The organism is Thiobacillus thiophilus (assembly GCF_055378705.1).
In genome coordinates this window covers 2,738,219-2,756,255 of the sequence record NZ_AP042404.1, presented here as the reverse complement: position 1 = coordinate 2,756,255, position 18,037 = coordinate 2,738,219, and the positions used below count along the sequence as shown (strand labels likewise).

Sequence of the window (18,037 nt, the reverse complement as noted above, 5' to 3'; positions counted from 1 at the left end):
TTATAAAGGGCTCAGGGGTCAGGATTCAGGATTCAGGAAATGTGCTGCGCGTTTTTTGATCAAACCAAAGTTGCCGATGGCCCCTGACCCCTGGCCCCCGGCCCCTATATAATTGACAAATGCTCAACGACCGCGCGCGCATCCTGCTGAAAACCCTGGTGGAACGCCATATCGCCGACGGCGAGCCGGTGGGATCGCGCACCCTGTCGAAGCACGCCGGGCTGGATTTGTCGCCCGCCAGCATCCGCAACATCATGGCCGATCTCGAGGAAAGGGGCTTTGTTTCCAGCCCGCACACCTCGGCCGGGCGGGTGCCGACGCCGCTTGGCTACCGCTTTTTTGTCGACACGCTGCTGATGGTGCGCCCGCTGGAACAGATCGAGGTCAGCCAGCTCGAAAACAGCCTGACCTCGTCCGACCCGCAACGGCTGATGACCGCGGCCTCCACCCTGCTGTCCGATCTCAGCCGGTTTGCCGGCCTGGTGATGACGCCGCGCCGCAACCCGGCGTTTCGCCAGATCGAATTCCTCAGCCTGTCCGGAAAACGCATCCTTCTCATCATCGTCACCATGGAGGGCGAGGTCGAGAACCGCGTCATCCTCACCGAGCAGCCGGTCAGTGCCTCCGCGCTGACCGAGGCAGCCAATTACTTCAACCAGCACTTCGCCGGCCACAGCTTCGACCAGGTGCGCGCAAAGCTGCGCGACGAACTCGGCCGCATGCGCGACGACATCACACACCTGATGTCTGCCGCAGTGGACGCCGGCAGCCAGACCGCCGGCCAGGAAAATGTGGTGGTATCGGGCAGCCGCAAGCTGCTCGACGTGGAAGAGCTCTCCAGCAACATGGGCAGCCTGCGCCGCCTGTTCGACGCCTTCGAGCAGAAGACCGGCCTGCTGCAACTGCTCGACCAGTCGCGCAATGCCGCCGGCGTGCAGATCTTCATCGGCGGCGAATCCGATCTGCTGCCATTCGACGAATGCAGCCTGGTCAGCGCGCCCTATTCCGTCGACGGCCAGGTGGTCGGGACGCTCGGCGTCGTCGGCCCCACCCGCATGGCCTACGCGCGCATGGTGCCGATCGTCGACATCACCGCCAAACTGTTATCGAACGCGCTTTCCTACCACTGATGCGCTATCTCAAAGAACCCGGATACGTTCACGGTCAGCCCGCGCGCACCGGCATCCTGCTGGTCAACCTCGGCACCCCCGCAGCGCCCACCGCCAAGGCGTTGCGGCCCTACCTGAAGGCGTTCCTGTCCGACCCGCGCGTGGTGGAAATTCCGCGCGCCGTGTGGTGGCTGATCCTCAACGGCATCATCCTCAACACCCGGCCAAAAAAATCAGCCGAAAAATACGCCGCGATCTGGACCGCCGACGGCTCGCCGCTCAAGGTGCACACCGAAAAGCAGGCCAAACTGCTGAAAGGCTGGCTGGGCGAAAAAATCGCCAGCCCCTTCATGGTCGAATACGCCATGCGCTACGGCCAGCCGTCGGTGCCCGACACCCTGTCACGGATGAAAGCCGCCGGCTGCGACCGCATCCTGATCCTGCCGTCCTATCCGCAATACGCCGCCTCCAGCACCGCCAGCGCGTTCGACGCCGCGTTTGCCTGGCTGCTGAAAACCCGCAACCAGCCGGCGCTGCGCACCCTCAGGCACTACCACGATCACCCCGCCTACATCCACGCGCTGGCCGCCAACATCCGCGACACCTGGCAGATGCACGGCCGCCCCGACGTGCTCGTGATGAGCTTTCACGGCGTACCGCGCTACACGCTCGACAAGGGCGATCCCTACCACTGTGAATGCCAGAAGACCGGACGGCTGCTGGCCGAAGCGCTCGGTCTGGCGCCAAGCCAGGTCCGCCTCACCTTCCAGTCGCGCTTCGGCCGCGCCGAATGGCTGCAGCCCTATACCGACAAGACGCTGGAAGCGCTCGGTCGCGAAGGCGTGGGCCGCGTCGACGTGGTCGCGCCGGGCTTCACCGCCGACTGCCTGGAAACGCTGGAAGAACTGGCGATGGAAGGCCGCGCCAGTTTCCTGCAGGCGGGCGGCAAGGATTTCCACTACATCCCCGCGCTCAACGAACACCCGCAATGGATCGATGCGCTCGGCCGGATCGCGCTGGAAAACCTGGGCGGCTGGGTCAGCGAAAACCAGGACCGCAACGCCGACGAGGTGTCGCGCCAGGCCAGCAAAAACAGGGCCCTGACCATGGGTGCGCGCAGCTGAACAAACGCCATCCATTCACGTAAAAAACCACGCTATATAAACACCATCAGTGGATTTCAAGCGCGAATTGAAAATGGCACAGCAGAAGCTACGCCACTTTTTCGTTCCCGGCGCGCTCGCAAAAAAAGATGGTAAGGGCAGCGTTCGGGCTCGGATCCGGGCACGTCGCGGCCTGCCCCTACGCCTTCCTGACAAATTCCGATTTCAGCTGCATGGCACCGATGCCATCGATCTTGCAGTCGATGTCATGATCGCCTTCGACGATGCGGATATTCTTGACCTTGGTTCCAACCTTGACGACCGATGACGAACCCTTGACCTTCAGGTCCTTGATGACCGTCACCGTGTCGCCGTCCTGCAGCACATTGCCGTTGGCATCGCGCACCACCCGTGCGTCGTCTGCACCCGCCGGCGCATCCTTGGGCCATTCGTGCGCACATTCCGGGCAGACATACATGGAGCCATCTTCGTAAGCGAATTCCGAGCCACACTGGGAGCATTCAGGCAAACCGCTCATGCCGCACCGCGTTGCAAAGTTGCGTTGCTGTCTTTCATATCCATAAAGCTTTCCTTTAACTCATCATCAAACTCGTTGGGCTGCCAGGCCCGACGTCTTTCAACGGGACACGTCATTACCCCCGCTCGTACACCACAAAATCAAACCTTAGCGCATCGCCCTTCTCGCCCGTGTGCGACTCGCGCGAGACTTCCCTGAACGCGCTGCGGTCGTAGTCGGGGAACCAGGCGTCGCCCTCGGCTTCGATGTCGACTTCGGTCAGATATAAACGGTCGACGAGCGGGATGGTCTGGGCGTAGAGGTCGGCGCCGCCGATGAAGAAGACTTCGTCGGCGTCCGCACACAGGGCGATGGCGGCGGGGATGGAGGCGGCGACCAGGCAACCGTCCTTGCAGTAGTCGGGGTTGCGGGTGATGACGATGTTGGTGCGTCCGGGCAGCGGACGCCCGAGCGATTCGAAGGTCTTGCGGCCCATCAGGATGGGGTGATTGAGGGTGAGCGCCTTGAAGTGGGCGAGGTCTTCCGGCAGCCGCCACGGCAGGCGGTTTTCGATGCCGATGACACGGTTTTTGGCGAGCGCCGCGATAACGCTGACACGCGGTTTTGTCTGATTCATATTGCCCACTTCACCCTTCACCCTTCACCCTTCACACCGCCACCGGGGCCTTGATCGCCGGGTGCGGGTCGTAACCGGTGAGGGTGAAATCCTCGAAGCGGAACGCGAAGATGTCGCGCACGTCCGGATTGAGCGTCATGGTCGGCAACGGGCGCGGCGCGCGGCTCAACTGCTCACGCGTCTGGTCGAGGTGGTTCAGATACAAATGCGCATCGCCCAGGGTGTGGACGAAGTCGCCGGGCTCCAGGCCCGTCACCTGCGCCATCATCAGCGTCAGTAGCGCGTAACTGGCGATGTTGAACGGCACGCCGAGGAAGATGTCGGCGCTGCGCTGGTACAGCTGGCAGGAGAGCTTGCCGTCGGCGACGTAAAACTGGAAGAAGGCGTGGCACGGCGCCAGCGCCATCTTGTCGAGGTCGGCGACGTTCCAGGCCGAGACGATGATGCGGCGCGAATCGGGGTTGGTCTTGAGCGTCTTTACCGCTTCGCTGATCTGGTCGATGGTGCCGCCGTCGGGCTTCGGCCAGCTACGCCACTGGTGACCGTAAACCGGGCCGAGATTGCCGTTGTCGTCGGCCCATTCGTTCCAGATCGAGACGCCGTTTTCCTTCAGATAGCGGATGTTGGTGTCGCCCTGCAAAAACCACAGCAACTCATGAATGATGGAGCGCAGGTGGCATTTTTTGGTGGTGACGAGCGGGAAGCCTGCGGCCAGGTTGTAGCGCATCTGCCAGCCGAAAACCGACAGCGTGCCGGTGCCGGTGCGGTCGTCTTTTCGGGTGCCGTGCTCGAGCACGTGGCGCATCAGGTCGAGGTAGGGTTTCATGGTGAAGTGAGTTTGGGTTTTGCGGGTGCGGCCAGGACCGCCTGATTATCGCTTAGAACACCGTCGAAGAATCCCGCGAGCCGGGTGGCGGGTGCCTGGCCGTAGGCATCCCAGAAGGCGATCTCGAAATCGGCGTTGTCCTGTACGGCCAATACCAACTGACGAAAACGCGCTTCGTCCTGCGCGCGCAGCCAGCCGACCAGCAGCATGGACTGGCGATAGAACTCAAAGATATCGAGTCTGGACGTAGCTGCGCGGTGACGCTTGCCGGGCGTGTCGCGCGCGGTGAGATTGACCCGCTTGCCGGCCTGGATCGCTTCGAACGCCCTGGCGTCGGTTGCGTAGTCGGCGCCGCCGCCGTCGGCGACAAGCGAGGCCCAGCCTTCGTGGAACCACACCGGCAAGGTGCTGTGATAATGGCCGATGCGCTGGCCCAGATGCAGGTGCGCCAGTTCGTGCGTCAGCAATGCGGACAGCCGGTGGCGTTCCCTGCCGTCGAGATTGGGCGACAGGATCAGGCGGTTGTCAGGCACCACCGCGGCCGACAATTTCGGCGTCAGTACATAGCGCTTGAAGCAGGCGTCGGTGCCGCACACATGGACGCGCGGCGGGCGGGAAAACGGCAGGTAATGCGCCGCCTCGACCCTGGCGATGGCGTCCGGCAAGGCCGCCGCGACGCGCGCGCCGTAGGCCTCGAACCCCGGTTCGACCCACACCCGCGGATCGTCCGCCAGCGGGACGAAGCTGTCGATCGGCGTGAGCGCGCGCGGGTGGCTCACGCTGAGCGCGCAGCCCTGCAGGGTCGCCAGCAGGACTGTCAGAAACCACAGCTTCACGCGTCGAGCACCTGCCAGCGGCCGTCGACCAGTCCTTCCAGCGGCGGGTACTGCTTCTTGTACGCCATCTTGCGGCTTTCGGCGATCCAGTAGCCGAGATAGAGATAGGGCAGGTCCAGCCGCTTCGCCAGCTCGATCTGCCACAACACGCCGTAGACGCCGAGGCTATCCCTGTCGCGCGCGGGGTCGAAGAAGGTGTAGACAGCGGAAAGGCCATCCTCGATCTGATCGATCACCGAGACCATGACGAGGGCGTCGCCGTCGCGGAATTCGACCATCACGCTGTCGACGTTGGACGACAGCAGGAACTGCGTGTACTGGTCGGGGTCGTCGCGATCCATACCGCCGCCGGCATGGCGGCTGCCGAGATAGCGGCGGTACAGCGCGTAGTGTTCTTCCTTGAAATCGAGCGGCAGAAAGCGGGCGCCGAGGTGCTGGCTGCGCTTGAGGCAGCGGCGCTGGGTGCGGTTGGGCCCAAAGCCGGCCACCGCAACCCGCACCGGCACGCAGGCCTGGCATTGCTCGCACTGCGGGCGATAGGTGAACTGGCCGCTGCGGCGGAACCCGGCGCGGATCAACGCGCTGTAGGCGTCGGCATCGATCATGTGGGCGGGCGTGGCGACCTGCGAACGCGCGCGCCGACCCGACAGATAGCTGCAGTCGTAATGCGCGGTCAGGTAGAACTGGATGCGCTGGAAAGGCGGTTCAGTCGGGTGCATTAAAGGTAAGCGTCCACGGCCCGGGCAGATGGGGCAATTTTACCAACTCCGCCAGCCGGGCTGTGAACATCGCGCGCGGCATGGCGCGCGCGCCCAGGCTGGCCAGATGGGGCGTTTCCATCTGGCAGTCGATCAGCCCGAAATCCCATTGCTGAAGCTGCCTTGCCAGCCGCACCAGCGCGACCTTGGAGGCATCGGGTTCGCGGCTGAACATCGATTCGCCATAAAACATGCGGCCGATCGCCACGCCGTAGAGGCCGCCGACCAGCCGGCCGTCGTGCCAGGTTTCCACCGAATGCGCGTAGCCCGCATCGAACAGGCGGCTATAGGCCGCCACCATCGCCGGCGAAATCCAGGTGCCGGTTTCTCTTTCGCGCGGCGCGGCGCAGGCGCGCATCACCTCGGTGAACGCGGTATCGACGCGCATCTCGAATCCGGAATTGCGAAGTCGCCTGGCAAGCGAGCGGGTAACGCGCACCTCGCACGGGACCAGCACCATGCGTGGGTCGGGGCTCCACCACAGGATGGGGTCGCCCGGATTGAACCAGGGAAAAATACCGTGCCGATAGGCGTCCAGCAGGCGCGCCGGCGACAGGTCGCCGCCCATCGCCAGCAGGCCGTTCGGCTCGCGAAGCGCGGTTTCGGCCGGGGGAAAAAATGGGGCTTTTTCGAGGCGTTCGCTCATACCGCCATGGTAGCGGATTCAGATGAGGACTCGAATGGGCTTGCGCCCGCAACACAACACAGCTTTCTGCTGGCGCTACCGGTCGCCTGGATGGCCAGTATCCCGCAGGCGACGCATCCGCCGGGATAGCCGAGGCGGATGGAACGGTTTCTTCGAATCGCAAGGGACAAGAAACAGGGAGACCACATGAGGCGCGCGTTCAGCTTGGTGCCTGAATCTGGCGGATTTCCCGTGCGCTGGGCGGGGAATTTATAGAGGTGACCACTTGATAAACAAGGTCTTTAGTATTGATGTGGTCTTTGATATTGACAAATTCTTAATTAACAGGATATGTTTATCCTCAATGTGAAATTTATCTCACATATGCCAGTTTGATCATCAATCACGGGAGACGTGTATGGAAGCGACAACCTACAACTATAAGGTCGTCCGCCAGTTCGCCATCATGACGGTGGTGTGGGGGATCGTCGGAATGCTGCTCGGGGTGACCCTGGCGACGCAACTCATCTGGCCGGAATTAACCTATGGAATCGAATGGCTGTCGTATGGCCGGCTGCGTCCATTGCACACCAACGCCGTCATCTTTGCCTTCGGCGGCTCGGGACTATTCGCGGTGTCGTACTACATCGTGCAGCGCACCTGCCAGGTAAGGCTGTGGGCCGAAAAGCTGGCGGCCTTCACCTTCTGGGGCTGGACGACGGTGATCGTGCTGGCGGCCATCACCCTGCCCATGGGCTACACCAGCACCAAGGAATACGCCGAGCTGGAATGGCCGATCGATATCCTCATCACGGTGGTGTGGGTGGCCTATGCGCTGGTGTTCTTCGGCACCATCGCCAAGCGCAAGACCAAGCATATCTATGTATCGAACTGGTTCTTCGGCGCCTACATCCTGACCATCGCGATCCTGCATATCGTCAACAACCTGGAACTGCCGGTGACCCTGACCAAGTCCTACTCGCTCTACGCCGGCGTGCAGGATGCGATGGTGCAATGGTGGTACGGCCATAACGCGGTGGGCTTCTTCCTCACCACGGCCTTCCTCGGCATGATGTATTACTTCATCCCCAAGCAGGCTGGCCGCCCGATCTATTCCTACCGCCTGTCGGTCGTCCACTTCTGGTCGCTCAATTTCATCTACATGTGGGCCGGCCCGCACCACCTGCAATACACCGCGCTGCCGGACTGGGCGCAGTCGCTCGGCATGGTGTTCTCCCTGATGCTGCTGGCGCCGAGCTGGGGCGGCATGATGAACGGCATCATGACGCTGTCGGGCGCATGGCACAAACTGCGCACCGATCCGATCCTGAAGTTCCTCGTCACTGCGCTGTCGTTCTACGGCATGTCCACCTTTGAAGGCCCGATGATGGCGATCAAGACGGTGAACGCGCTGTCGCATTACACCGAATGGACTGTCGGCCACGTGCATTCCGGCGCGCTCGGCTGGGTGGCGATGATCACGATTGGCTCCATGTACTACCTGATTCCACGCCTGTACGGCCGCGAATCGATGTACAGCACCAAAATGATCGAATGGCATTTCTGGCTCTCGACCATCGGCGTGGTGCTGTATATCGCCTCGATGTGGATCGCCGGGGTGGCGCAGGGTCTGATGTGGCGTGCAGCCAACGCCGACGGCACGCTGACCTACAGCTTTGCCCAGGTGATCAACACCATGTATCCGTTCTACGGCATTCGTCTCATGGGCGGAACGCTGTTCTTCAGCGGCATGCTGATGATGGCCTGGAACGTCTGGAAAACCGTACGGACAGGCCGCGTGGTGAACGATGCAGCCATCCCGCAAGCCGTCCACGCCTAAGGAGATCGAACATGATTTCGCATGAGACTATCGAAAAGAACCTCGGTCTGCTGATCGTGCTGACCATCCTCGTCGTCAGCGTCGGCGGCCTGGTGCAGATCGTGCCGCTGTTCTTCCAGACCTCCACCACCACACCGGTGGCGGGCCTGAAACCTTACACGGCACTGCAGTTGTCGGGGCGCGACATCTACATTCGCGAGGGCTGCGTCGGCTGCCACTCGCAGATGATTCGTCCGTTCCGCGCCGAGACCGAACGCTACGGTCACTATTCGGTGGCGGGCGAGTACGTCTATGACCGCCCCTTCCTGTGGGGTTCCAAGCGGACCGGGCCGGACCTGCACCGGGTTGGCGGGCGTTACTCGGACACCTGGCATACGGCTCACCTGATGAATCCGCGCGACGTGGTGCCGGAATCCAATATGCCCGCCTACCCCTGGCTCGACCGTCCGCTCAAGGATACGGCGATCCAGAAAAAGATGCGCACGCTGAACATCGTCGGCCACGGCTATACCGAACAGGAAATCGCCGAAGCGCCAGCCGCGCTGGAAGGCAAGACCGAGCTTGAAGCGCTCATCACCTTCCTGCAGGTGCTGGGCACCCACGCCCCCAGGAGCTGAGACAGCCATGGACAGCGGACTTGTCAGCGGCATTGTCACGATCATCTTCATCGTGGTGTTCATCGGCATCGTCTGGTGGGCCTACAGCAAGGGCAACAAGCAGCGTTTCGAAGACGCCGGCAAGCTGCCCTTTGAAGAAGACGATACACCCGCCAAAAAAGGAGACAAACAATGAGTGATTTCACACACAGCTTCTGGCCGATTTACATCAGCGTCATCACCGTGGTGAGCATTATCGGCACATGGGTGTTTCTCAGATCCCAGACCTCCCGCAAGCTCGCGCCCGGCGAAAAACCCGAGTTGATGGAACACACCTGGGACGGCGACCTGCAGGATCTGAACAATCCGCTACCGCGCTGGTGGCTGGGTCTGTTCTACGCCACCCTGGTGTTCGCGGTGGTGTACCTGGCACTGTGGCCGGGGCTCGGCAATTACGCCGGCATACTCGGCTGGACCTCCAGGGGGGCATACGAGGACGAGGTGAAAGCTGCCGAAGCCAAGTTCCAGCCGGTGTATGCCGGATTCATGAAGCAGGACATCGCCACCGTGGCCGCCGATCCGGATGCGCGCGCCATCGGCAGGAACCTGTTCCTGACCTATTGCTCGCAGTGCCACGGTTCGGACGCAGCGGGCGCCAGGGGCTTCCCCAATCTGACCGACGGCGACTGGCTTTATGGCGGCGACCCCGACACCATCAAGGCCACCATCACCGGCGGCCGCGCCGGGGTCATGCCACCGCTGGGCGTGGCACTCGGCGCGCAGGGGACGAAGGAAGTGGCGAACTATGTGCTGTCGCTGTCGGGCCGCAAGCACGATGCCGCGCTGGCCGCTACGGGCAAGGTGAAATTCGCCGAGAACTGCACCGTCTGCCATACGCTGGAAGGTACCGGCATGCAGGCGATGGGTGCGCCCAACCTCACCGACAACGTGTGGCTATACGGCGGCAGCGAGACGACCATCGTCGAAACCATCGCCAAGGGGCGCAATGGCGTCATGCCCGCCATGACACAAACACTCGGCACCACCTCCAACAAGGAAGCCAAGCTGCATCTGCTGGCGGCTTACGTGTATGGCCTGTCGCATAAGCAGTAAGTAAAGGCCGCTCGCCGGACCGCTTCCGGCGAGCCGCTTGAGCGTATTGTGCCAGCGCCATCGACAGTACGTTCAAGCGGCTCAGACCCTCCATGGAAAATGCAGTGACAAACGACAAGCAGCAGCCCGCTTCCACCGAAGCCCCGATCGAGCAGGAACTCTATGCGATCCGGCAGGTAATCCAGCCGCGCTCGGTGCATGGCGTGTTCGCCAACTGGCGCATCGCGCTGGTGCTACTGACCCAGGCGATTTATTACGGCCTGCCCTGGCTGCAGTGGGACAACCGGCAGGCGGTGCTGTTCGATCTGGCCGCGCGCAAGTTCTACATCTTCGGCCTGGTGTTCTGGCCGCAGGATTTCGTTTATCTCACCGGTCTGCTGATCCTGTCGGCGCTGACGCTGTTCCTCTTCACCGCCGTCGCCGGCCGCCTGTGGTGCGGCTATGCCTGCCCGCAGACCGTGTACACCGAAATCTTCATGTGGGTGGAAAACTGGCTGGAAGGCGACCACCTCGCACGCAAGAAACTCGACAAGTCGCCGTGGAATGCCAACAAGCTGCGCCGGCGCGGTCTCAAGCACTTGATCTGGATGCTGATCGCGCTGTGGACCGGCTTCACCTTCATCGGCTACTTCACGCCGATCCAGATGCTGGCCGCCGAAGTGATGAGCGCCAGCCTCGGCCCGTGGGAAACCTTCTGGATCCTGTTCTACGGTTTTGCCACCTGGGGCAACGCCGGTTTCATGCGCGAGCAAGTCTGCAAGTACATGTGCCCGTACGCGCGCTTCCAGAGCGTGATGTTCGATTCCGACACGCTGACCGTGACCTACGACACCTCGCGCGGCGAACCGCGCGGGTCGCGCAGCAAGAAAGCCGACCACAAGGCCCTGGGGCTGGGCGACTGCATCGACTGCAGCGTCTGCGTGCAGGTCTGCCCAACCGGCATCGACATCCGCGACGGCCTGCAATACGAATGCATCGGCTGCGCCGCCTGCATCGACGGCTGCGACCAGATCATGGACAAGATGGGCTACCCGCGCGGGCTGATCCGCTACACCACCGAGAACGTGGTGAAAGGAAAATATCCGGACAGCGGCATCCTGAAACATGTCCTGCGCCCGCGCACCATCATCTACACCGTGCTGCTGGCACTGCTCTCGGGTACTTTCGTATACAGCCTCGCCACCCGCGTGCCGCTGCGCGTCGACGTCATACGCGACCGCGTGGCGCTGTCGAAGGAAACCGACGAGGGCCTGATCGAAAACGTCTATCGCCTGCAGCTCATCAACAAGGATGGCCAGCCACACCGCTACACCATCCAGGCGCAGGGCATCGAGGGCCTGCAGGTGGTGATGACCAGCCGCGAAATTGCAGCCGCCCCCCTGCAGACCATCGACATTCCCGTGAGCCTGATTGCCGACCCGGTCGAGCTGAAAGGTCGCTCGATCGAGGTGACGTTCACGATACAGGCCACCGACGATCCGCGCATCAAGGAAGACGTTGCCACCAAATTCTTCAACCGCTAGTTTTGATGAGGCATCGACCATGAATACGCTCAGCCCCCCCGCAAGCAAGCCCTGGTATCGCGAATTCTGGCCGTGGTTTCTCATCAGCCTGCCCGCCACCGCGGTCATCGCCGGCGTGACGACAGTCTGGATCGCGACCACCAGCGCCGATGGCCTGGTGGTCGGCGATTACTACAAGGCCGGGCTGGCCATCAACCAGACGCTGGCGCGCGATGACGCCGCGCAGGCACTGGCGCTGACCGCCACCCTGAAGCGCGAGGACGGCACCCTGGCGCTGACGCTGGCGGGACGCCTGCAGGCCTACCCGGATCGACTCAAGCTCACGCTGGCCCACCCGACCCGCCAGGGGCAGGACCAGACGCTTACCTTCAGCCATGCGGGGGGCGGGCACTATCGCACCTCACTGCCCGCCATGCCGGCCGGCAAGTGGCACGCCCTGCTCGCCGATGCCGCCTCCACCTGGCGGCTTGCCGGTGTGCTGCACACCCCATTCAGCCAACCCGTCACGCTCACGACGGATGCCGAATCCACCATTCAAACCCAGGGAGACTGAAATGGATGTCGTACTCAATTTGTTGTTTACCAGCCCGATTGGCCTGTTGAGCCTGTTCACCATCCTGTTCATGATCGGCATGGCGATTTACCTGGTGCGCATGTACAAACGAAAAATGAACGACCCCAAAGAATAATCGTCCAGAGGTACACGCCATGATGCGGCGCCTGATCCCCATTTTGGGGCGGCACATCGTGACCAAGTGCCATGAATGTATTATGATATGAGCATCTTCAATACTGCTATTACGTTTTCTTTCGAGACGGCTAAACGGGGGCGCGGGACTGAAACCCGCTCCCTTTTATAATGCCGGTTTAACGGCTTGCCCCCGAGAGAACCCTCTCGCGGCGCATTTCGCGCCGGAGACATTGCAGCAGGGAAGAATGGCCACACCCAGCACCACGTCAAACCGACCCGTATCGGCGCCGAAGTCACAAGCATCGGCATCCGGCTTGCCAGCCCGGCCATCGATCCGATGGTTCGGGGCAGCAATTGCGGGTTTTACAAATAAGCCGTGCCCGACGCCGGCGGCCGGTCCGTCCTCTCTCCCGGACTTGCCGCGTTGTGGCGTCTTTCTGCGGGACGATTCGTGAGCCACCCTCATGGGCTCACGGACGCCCCGTCTTTTTCGGGCTGCTTTCACTGCGGCCTGCCGGTGCCGGACGGCGCGCACTACCCGATCCAGTTCGAAAACCAGACCAAACAAACCTGCTGCCGCGGCTGCCAGGCGGTCGCGCAGACCATCATCGACAGCGGCCAGGGCGCGTATTACACCCACCGCACCGCCCTGCCCGCCACCGCGCGCGAGGCCGAAGCCGAGCTGGCGCAGATGGGCCTGTACGACCTGCCGGAAATCCAGGAAAGCTTCGTGCGGACGGAATCGGAAAATATCCGCGAGGCCGCGCTGATCCTGGAAAACATCGTCTGTGCCGCCTGCATCTGGCTCAACGAGCGCCACATCGCCGGGCTGCCCGGGGTGCTGTCGGTCGAGATCAACTACGCCACCCGCCGCGCGCGGGTGCGCTGGGACAACAGCCGCATCCAGCTGTCGGCGATCCTCAAGGCAGTAACCGACATCGGCTACATCGCCCACCCGTTCGACCCCGGCCGCTCCGACGACATCCACCGACGCGAGCGCAACACCGCGATCAGGCGGCTGGCGATCGCCGGTCTGGGCATGATGCAGGTGATGATGTACGCGCTGCCGAGCTACACCGCCACCGACATGACCGACGACATCCGGCTGCTGATGCGCTGGGCGAGCCTGGTCCTCACCATCCCGGTGGTGCTGTATTCGGCGTGGCCTTTCTTCATCGGCGCCTGGCGCGATCTGAAACGGCGCATGCTGGGGATGGACGTACCGGTTGCGCTGGGCGTCGGCACCGCCTTCGTCGCCAGCGTCTACGGCACCTTCTCCGGCCATGGCGAGGTCTATTACGACTCGGTCACCATGTTCGTCTTCCTGCTCCTGACCGGGCGTTTTCTCGAAATGAATGCGCGTCGCCGCGCCGGCGCCGCGGTGGAAGAACTGGTCAAGCTCATCCCCGCCGCCGCCACGCGGCTGCCCCACTGGCCGGCGCGCGACGAGGAACAGATACCGGTGGCGCGCCTCGCCGTGGGCGACCACGTACTGGTGCGTCCAGGCGAGACGTTGCCCGCCGACGGCGAGGTGGTCGAGGGCGACAGCGCGGTGAACGAGGCGATGCTGACCGGCGAATCGCTGCCGGTGTCGAAAAGCGCACATGCGAAAGTGGTCGGCGGCAGCCTCAACCAGGCGAGTCCGCTGGTGGTGCGGGTCGACAGGCTCGGCGCCGACACGCGGCTGGCGTCCATCGTGCGCCTGCTCGACCGCGCGCAGAGCGAGAAGCCGCGCATCGGCCAGCTGGCCGACCGCGCCGCCGCCTGGTTCGTCGGCCTGCTGCTGCTGATCACCTTCTTCGTCGGCCTGGCGTGGTATGTCATCGATCCGTCCCGCACCCTGTGGATCGTGGTATCGGTTCTGGTCGTCACCTGTCCCTGCGCGCTCGGCCTCGCCACCCCCGCCGCGCTCACCACCGCCACCGGCCGGCTCACCCGGCTGGGCCTGCTGGCCACGCGCGGCCACGCGCTGGAAACCCTGGCGCGCGCCACCGACCTGGTGTTCGACAAGACCGGCACGCTCACCCACGGCCGCTTGAGCGTGCGCCGCGTGGTGCCGCTGGGCGGACGCAGCGCCGAAGAAGTCGGCGCGCTGGCTGCCGCGCTGGAAGCAGGCTCCGAACATCCCATCGCGCGCGCCATGAGCGAAGCCGTTAACGCCTCCGTCACCGCCGACGGCATTCGCAACACCCCGGGGCGCGGCGTCGAAGGCATGATCGCCGGCCGCACCTACCGCCTGGGTTCGCCGCGCTTCGCCACCGCCGGCGCGCCGCCACCCGAATCCGATGACGGCGCGAGCTGGGTCGCACTTGCCGAAAAAAACGAACCGATCGCCTGGTTCGCGCTGGCCGACACGCCGCGCGCCGACGCCGACGCCGCGCTTTCCGCACTGCGCCAGCAGGGCCTGCGTCTGCACCTGCTGTCGGGCGACGCCGAGGGCGCGGTCAAGACCACCGCACAGCAACTCGGCATCGACGCGTGGCATGCCGGCGCACTGCCGGAAGACAAGCTCGCCTACGTCAAGGCGCTGCAGCAGCAGGGCCGCATCGTCGCCATGGTGGGCGATGGTATCAACGACGCTCCGGTGCTGGCCGGCGCGCAGGTGTCGATCGCCATGGGCGAAGGCACCGATGTCGCGCAGGCCGCCGCCGACATGGTGATGCTCGGCAGCCGCCTCGCCACCCTGGCCGAAGGCGTGGCGCTCGCCCGCAAGACGCAGCAGATCATCCGCCAGAACCTGGGCTGGGCACTCGGCTACAACCTCATCGCCATCCCCGCTGCCGCGCTCGGCTACGTCACGCCATGGATGGCCGGCATCGGCATGTCGGCCAGCTCGCTGCTGGTGGTGCTGAACGCACTGCGGCTGTCCGACTTCAAGTACAAAGCGACGTCCGCCCCGGCGGCTCTCCGCTCTCAACTCTCCACTCTCCGCTAACCGCTAACCGCTAACCGTGGACATTCTGATCCTGCTGATCCCCCTGAGCCTCGTACTGGTCGGCATCATCGCCTGGGTCATACTGTGGGCGGTAAAAAGCGGCCAGTTCGACGACCTCGAAGGACCGGCGCACAGCATCATCATGGACGACGACAACCCGCCCAAATCCGACGACGACCCCAAGCCCTAACCGACGTCGGGCCACACCGCGCTGACGGAATGCGTCCCGGTCAGAAGCGGTCCACCAGCACCACCTCGTCCACAGGAAGCTGGCCTCCCCTGGGCCACGGTTCCCGAGCCCGTTTGCCGAGGGCGACGAACATCGTAATGACGTGCCCCTCGGGCAACCGGATCAATTTTGCGACTTCATCGAAATCCGACAGATCCATCGGACATGAGTCGTATCCCATCTCCTGCGCGGCAAGCATGAGTGTCTGGGCGGCAATGCCGCATGACCGCATCGCTTCATCACGCTGCGTTTGGGGCCGCCCGCGGTAATACCCGTCGATGGCGGCCACCATGCCCTCGCGGACGTCATCGGACGCATTGCGCCAATAGCGGTCAGGTTCCTTTTCCCACGCATTAACGTCCGCGCAAATGACCACCAGCAAGGAAGCCTCCGTAATTTGGGGCTGCATCCACGACACCGCGCGAATGGCTTCGCGCAATTCCGGGTTTCGCACCAGAACGAAGCGCCAGTGCTGGATGTTGAAAGCCGTCGGGGCAAGCAGCGCCAGCGACATGAGCGCGTCGATTTCATGCTCGGCCATCACGTGGCCGGGATCGAATTGTTTGATCGCGCGCCGTGTTTCGATTGCGGTTCTGACATCCATGCTGATCTCCCCGGTGATATGGCCCAATGCCAAAAGCCATGTTATCGGGTGGTTCCAATCTGTGTAAGTATGCACATTCATGTCAGGTACTTACATTTTGTATCCCAAGGAGACCCCGATGCGCCACAAGCGTTACGACTGTGACTTTGGATGCCCGGTCGAGGCCTGCGTCGAAGTGATCGGCGGCAAATGGAAAGGGGTCATCCTGTTTCATCTGCTGGGCGGCACCAAACGGTTCAACGAATTGTCACGACTGATGCCTGCGGTGACGCAAAGAATGCTGACCCGGCAGTTGCGGGAACTGGAAGCCGATCAGGTCGTGGCGCGCAAGGTCTATCCTGAAGTTCCGCCAAAAGTCGAGTACTCGCTTACGGCATTCGGGGAAACGCTTGAGCCGGTGCTGAAAATGCTTCAGGGATGGGGCGCAAACTACCTGGAACAGATCACCCGGATCAGAAAAGAACGCGCATGACACAGCATCCTGAAGAGACCTCATCCAACATGAGCACAGCCATCCTCTGGTACTTCGCCGACCCGATGTGTTCGTGGTGCTGGGGGTTTTCGCCCGTGATCGAGACGCTGCGCGAGGAATTCCACGAACGTACAAAAATCGCGCTGGTGCTGGGCGGGCTGCGACCTGGCGAAACCGCGCCGCTGACGGCGGCGGCGCGCGAGGACATCCTGCACCACTGGCAGCAGGTGCACGAACGCACCGGCCAGCCCTTTCGTTTCGACAATGCCCTGCCGCCGGGCTTCGTCTACGACACCGAACCTGCCAGCCGCGCGGTGGTGGCGATTGGCGGCATCGAACCGACGCTGATCTTTCCCCTGTTCAGGGCAATCCAAAATGCTTTCTACGCCGAAGGGCGCGACGTCACCCAGGCCGGCGCGCTGGCCGAACTGGCAGCAGGTCTCGGTGTGGATGCCGCCGCATTTATGCAGGCATTCGACAGCGACGCCGCCCGCGCAAAAACCCAGGCACATTTCAGGCAGGCGCGGCAGGCCGGCGTGCGCGGTTTCCCCGCGCTGATCCTGCAACAGGACTCGCAATTGCACGCGGTCAGCAACGGCTGCCAGCCCCTTGAGGTTGTGCGCGAGGCAATCGACCGCACCCTGCTGCCTGCTGTTTAACCCGGATTGCCTATTGATGCACACATATTGATGCGCACATAGGGGTAGCGTCGCCCCCGGCGCGAATGCGAGCGCAAATCGCGGCGAGGACGCCGGTGCGTGCTTGTTACCGATTTATCGGCTTTACAACCACGGTCTCTCCCTTGCGGGTGCTCCCACAAGTGGTGTTTTGGCCACAATGGATTATTCGGGTTTAAGGCAGCGTTTGGGCCGCGTGACGCCGGCCAGTAAAATCCACCCACCCTTATCCTGGAGCATTCCCATGACCCGCCTGTCCCTGTTTTCAAACGTGTTGTTCCTCGGCGCACTGATGCTCGGTATCTCCGGCTGCGGCGCCAGCGAGCCCGGCGCGCAGACCGTCTCCACCGCCCCCGCCGCCGGCCAGCCGGCCAACCCGCGCGTGCTGATCGAAACCGGCAAGGGCAACATCACGGTGGAGCTGTTCCCCGCCCAGGCGCCGAGGACGACGAAGAATTTTCTGCACTACGTAAAAAACGGGTTCTACGACGGCACCATCTTCCATCGCGTCATCCCCAACTTCATGGTTCAGGGCGGCGGCATGCTGCCGGACATGACCGAAAAGCCCAAGGGTCCGCCCATCCGCAACGAGGCCGACAACGGCCTGGCAAATCTGCGCGGAACACTGGCGATGGCGCGCACCGCCGACCCGCATTCGGCCAGCTCGCAATTCTTCATCAACCTCAAGGACAACGCCTTCCTCAACCATCGCGGCAGAAGCGGCGACGGCTGGGGCTATGCCGTATTCGGCCGGGTGGTCGACGGCATGGACGTAGTCGACGCCATCGTCGCGGTGCCGCGCGGCAATCGCGGCCCGCACGGCGATGTGCCGGTCGATCCCATCGTCATGCAGCGCGTGACGCTGCTGCCCGAGGCGGCCCAGCCCTGAGCCACGCCTCCCGGCTGCTGCTGCTCGGGCTGGCCGCCCCGCTCGCCATCGCGCTCG

General features: G+C 63.2%; 21 protein-coding genes. 14 read left to right on the top strand and 7 right to left on the bottom strand.

Annotation, left to right across the window (positions count from 1 at the left end; all coding sequences use genetic code 11):
• The first annotated feature begins 119 nt into the window (after positions 1–119).
• Entirely contained in the window at positions 120–1,130 is a 1,011-nt protein-coding gene (gene hrcA / locus ACZ41T_RS13810; RefSeq protein WP_464921951.1) for a heat-inducible transcriptional repressor HrcA, read from the top strand.
• Positions 1,130–2,233 (top strand): ferrochelatase, encoded by a 1,104-nt coding sequence (gene hemH, locus ACZ41T_RS13805; protein WP_464921950.1) that lies wholly within the window; start codon positions 1,130–1,132, stop codon positions 2,231–2,233. Before hrcA ends, hemH begins: the two co-directional genes overlap by 1 nt.
• A 178-nt stretch (positions 2,234–2,411) precedes the next feature.
• Here the strand turns inward: hemH and ACZ41T_RS13800 are convergent, their stop codons facing one another.
• The 6 genes from ACZ41T_RS13800 to aat all read right to left on the bottom strand — a co-directional run bounded on the left by ACZ41T_RS13800 (position 2,412) and on the right by aat (position 6,432).
• Positions 2,412–2,750 (bottom strand): zinc ribbon domain-containing protein YjdM, encoded by a 339-nt coding sequence (locus ACZ41T_RS13800; protein ID WP_464921949.1) that lies wholly within the window; start codon positions 2,748–2,750, stop codon positions 2,412–2,414.
• Positions 2,751–2,865: 115 nt separating this feature from the next.
• Positions 2,866–3,366, bottom strand: a complete 501-nt coding sequence (locus ACZ41T_RS13795; RefSeq protein ID WP_464921948.1) for a dihydrofolate reductase — start codon at positions 3,364–3,366, stop codon at positions 2,866–2,868.
• Positions 3,367–3,397: 31 nt separating this feature from the next.
• Entirely contained in the window at positions 3,398–4,192 is a 795-nt protein-coding gene (locus tag ACZ41T_RS13790) for a thymidylate synthase (protein WP_464921947.1), read from the bottom strand.
• On the bottom strand, positions 4,189–5,028 hold the full coding sequence (locus ACZ41T_RS13785; RefSeq protein ID WP_464921946.1) for a hypothetical protein: 840 nt from the start codon (positions 5,026–5,028) through the stop codon (positions 4,189–4,191). The genes ACZ41T_RS13790 and ACZ41T_RS13785 overlap by 4 nt, the downstream gene beginning before the upstream one ends.
• A complete protein-coding gene (locus ACZ41T_RS13780) occupies positions 5,025–5,747 on the bottom strand; it encodes an arginyltransferase (RefSeq protein ID WP_464921945.1) in 723 nt (240 codons plus the stop codon). The genes ACZ41T_RS13785 and ACZ41T_RS13780 overlap by 4 nt, the downstream gene beginning before the upstream one ends.
• Complete coding sequence (gene aat, locus ACZ41T_RS13775; RefSeq protein ID WP_464921944.1) at positions 5,734–6,432, bottom strand: leucyl/phenylalanyl-tRNA--protein transferase; 699 nt, start codon at positions 6,430–6,432, stop codon at positions 5,734–5,736. The genes ACZ41T_RS13780 and aat overlap by 14 nt, the downstream gene beginning before the upstream one ends.
• Positions 6,433–6,829: 397 nt before the next feature.
• Here aat and ccoN point away from each other — a divergent pair, with 397 nt between their 5' ends.
• The 9 genes from ccoN (at position 6,830) to ccoS (ending at position 15,299) form a co-directional block, all read left to right on the top strand.
• A complete protein-coding gene (gene ccoN / locus ACZ41T_RS13770; protein ID WP_464921943.1) occupies positions 6,830–8,251 on the top strand; it encodes a cytochrome-c oxidase, cbb3-type subunit I in 1,422 nt (473 codons plus the stop codon).
• 11 nt (positions 8,252–8,262) lie between these two features.
• Complete coding sequence (ccoO, locus tag ACZ41T_RS13765) at positions 8,263–8,868, top strand: cytochrome-c oxidase, cbb3-type subunit II (RefSeq protein WP_464921942.1); 606 nt, start codon at positions 8,263–8,265, stop codon at positions 8,866–8,868.
• Positions 8,869–8,875: 7 nt separating this feature from the next.
• Positions 8,876–9,043 (top strand): cbb3-type cytochrome oxidase subunit 3, encoded by a 168-nt coding sequence (locus ACZ41T_RS13760; RefSeq protein WP_464921941.1) that lies wholly within the window; start codon positions 8,876–8,878, stop codon positions 9,041–9,043.
• Positions 9,040–9,960 carry a cytochrome-c oxidase, cbb3-type subunit III gene (gene ccoP, locus ACZ41T_RS13755; protein ID WP_464921940.1) on the top strand — a complete coding sequence of 307 codons (921 nt, stop codon included), beginning with the start codon at positions 9,040–9,042 and terminating at the stop codon, positions 9,958–9,960. The genes ACZ41T_RS13760 and ccoP overlap by 4 nt, the downstream gene beginning before the upstream one ends.
• A gap of 92 nt (positions 9,961–10,052) precedes the next feature.
• Positions 10,053–11,483 carry a cytochrome c oxidase accessory protein CcoG gene (gene ccoG, locus ACZ41T_RS13750; protein WP_464921939.1) on the top strand — a complete coding sequence of 477 codons (1,431 nt, stop codon included), beginning with the start codon at positions 10,053–10,055 and terminating at the stop codon, positions 11,481–11,483.
• A gap of 19 nt (positions 11,484–11,502) precedes the next feature.
• Positions 11,503–12,036, top strand: coding sequence for a FixH family protein (locus tag ACZ41T_RS13745; RefSeq protein WP_464921938.1), 534 nt, complete (start codon positions 11,503–11,505; stop codon positions 12,034–12,036).
• A gap of 1 nt (position 12,037) precedes the next feature.
• Positions 12,038–12,172 (top strand): DUF3149 domain-containing protein, encoded by a 135-nt coding sequence (locus tag ACZ41T_RS13740; protein WP_464921937.1) that lies wholly within the window; start codon positions 12,038–12,040, stop codon positions 12,170–12,172.
• 519 nt (positions 12,173–12,691) lie between these two features.
• The gene (locus tag ACZ41T_RS13735; protein WP_464923985.1) at positions 12,692–15,109 is read left to right on the top strand and encodes a heavy metal translocating P-type ATPase; all 2,418 of its coding nucleotides are present in this window, start codon (positions 12,692–12,694) and stop codon (positions 15,107–15,109) included.
• A 16-nt stretch (positions 15,110–15,125) separates the two neighbouring features.
• Positions 15,126–15,299, top strand: coding sequence for a cbb3-type cytochrome oxidase assembly protein CcoS (gene ccoS, locus ACZ41T_RS13730; RefSeq protein ID WP_464921936.1), 174 nt, complete (start codon positions 15,126–15,128; stop codon positions 15,297–15,299).
• A 40-nt stretch (positions 15,300–15,339) separates the two neighbouring features.
• On the opposite strand, the gene ACZ41T_RS13725 is transcribed toward ccoS, so the two are convergent.
• On the bottom strand, positions 15,340–15,942 hold the full coding sequence (locus ACZ41T_RS13725) for a nitroreductase family protein (RefSeq protein WP_464923984.1): 603 nt from the start codon (positions 15,940–15,942) through the stop codon (positions 15,340–15,342).
• Positions 15,943–16,060: 118 nt separating this feature from the next.
• On the opposite strand from ACZ41T_RS13725, the gene ACZ41T_RS13720 reads away from it, so the two are divergent.
• From ACZ41T_RS13720 to ACZ41T_RS13710, 3 genes are all read left to right on the top strand, one after another.
• The gene (locus tag ACZ41T_RS13720; RefSeq protein ID WP_464921935.1) at positions 16,061–16,414 is read left to right on the top strand and encodes a winged helix-turn-helix transcriptional regulator; all 354 of its coding nucleotides are present in this window, start codon (positions 16,061–16,063) and stop codon (positions 16,412–16,414) included.
• Positions 16,415–16,443: 29 nt separating this feature from the next.
• Entirely contained in the window at positions 16,444–17,073 is a 630-nt protein-coding gene (locus tag ACZ41T_RS13715) for a DsbA family protein (RefSeq protein WP_464921934.1), read from the top strand.
• 262 nt (positions 17,074–17,335) lie between these two features.
• Positions 17,336–17,980 carry a peptidylprolyl isomerase gene (locus ACZ41T_RS13710; protein WP_464921933.1) on the top strand — a complete coding sequence of 215 codons (645 nt, stop codon included), beginning with the start codon at positions 17,336–17,338 and terminating at the stop codon, positions 17,978–17,980.
• Positions 17,981–18,037 lie beyond the last annotated feature (57 nt).

Coding starts and splice junctions, on each gene's coding strand:
- hrcA (WP_464921951.1), top strand. CDS start 120: ATGCTCAACGACCGCGCGCGCATCCTGCTGAAAACCCTGGTGGAACGC.
- hemH (WP_464921950.1), top strand. CDS start 1,130: ATGCGCTATCTCAAAGAACCCGGATACGTTCACGGTCAGCCCGCGCGC.
- ACZ41T_RS13800 (WP_464921949.1), bottom strand. CDS start 2,750: ATGAGCGGTTTGCCTGAATGCTCCCAGTGTGGCTCGGAATTCGCTTAC.
- ACZ41T_RS13795 (WP_464921948.1), bottom strand. CDS start 3,366: ATGAATCAGACAAAACCGCGTGTCAGCGTTATCGCGGCGCTCGCCAAA.
- ACZ41T_RS13790 (WP_464921947.1), bottom strand. CDS start 4,192: ATGAAACCCTACCTCGACCTGATGCGCCACGTGCTCGAGCACGGCACC.
- ACZ41T_RS13780 (WP_464921945.1), bottom strand. CDS start 5,747: ATGCACCCGACTGAACCGCCTTTCCAGCGCATCCAGTTCTACCTGACC.
- aat (WP_464921944.1), bottom strand. CDS start 6,432: ATGAGCGAACGCCTCGAAAAAGCCCCATTTTTTCCCCCGGCCGAAACC.
- ccoN (WP_464921943.1), top strand. CDS start 6,830: ATGGAAGCGACAACCTACAACTATAAGGTCGTCCGCCAGTTCGCCATC.
- ccoO (WP_464921942.1), top strand. CDS start 8,263: ATGATTTCGCATGAGACTATCGAAAAGAACCTCGGTCTGCTGATCGTG.
- ACZ41T_RS13760 (WP_464921941.1), top strand. CDS start 8,876: ATGGACAGCGGACTTGTCAGCGGCATTGTCACGATCATCTTCATCGTG.
- ccoP (WP_464921940.1), top strand. CDS start 9,040: ATGAGTGATTTCACACACAGCTTCTGGCCGATTTACATCAGCGTCATC.
- ccoG (WP_464921939.1), top strand. CDS start 10,053: ATGGAAAATGCAGTGACAAACGACAAGCAGCAGCCCGCTTCCACCGAA.
- ACZ41T_RS13745 (WP_464921938.1), top strand. CDS start 11,503: ATGAATACGCTCAGCCCCCCCGCAAGCAAGCCCTGGTATCGCGAATTC.
- ACZ41T_RS13740 (WP_464921937.1), top strand. CDS start 12,038: ATGGATGTCGTACTCAATTTGTTGTTTACCAGCCCGATTGGCCTGTTG.
- ACZ41T_RS13725 (WP_464923984.1), bottom strand. CDS start 15,942: ATGGATGTCAGAACCGCAATCGAAACACGGCGCGCGATCAAACAATTC.
- ACZ41T_RS13720 (WP_464921935.1), top strand. CDS start 16,061: ATGCGCCACAAGCGTTACGACTGTGACTTTGGATGCCCGGTCGAGGCC.
- ACZ41T_RS13715 (WP_464921934.1), top strand. CDS start 16,444: ATGAGCACAGCCATCCTCTGGTACTTCGCCGACCCGATGTGTTCGTGG.
- ACZ41T_RS13710 (WP_464921933.1), top strand. CDS start 17,336: ATGACCCGCCTGTCCCTGTTTTCAAACGTGTTGTTCCTCGGCGCACTG.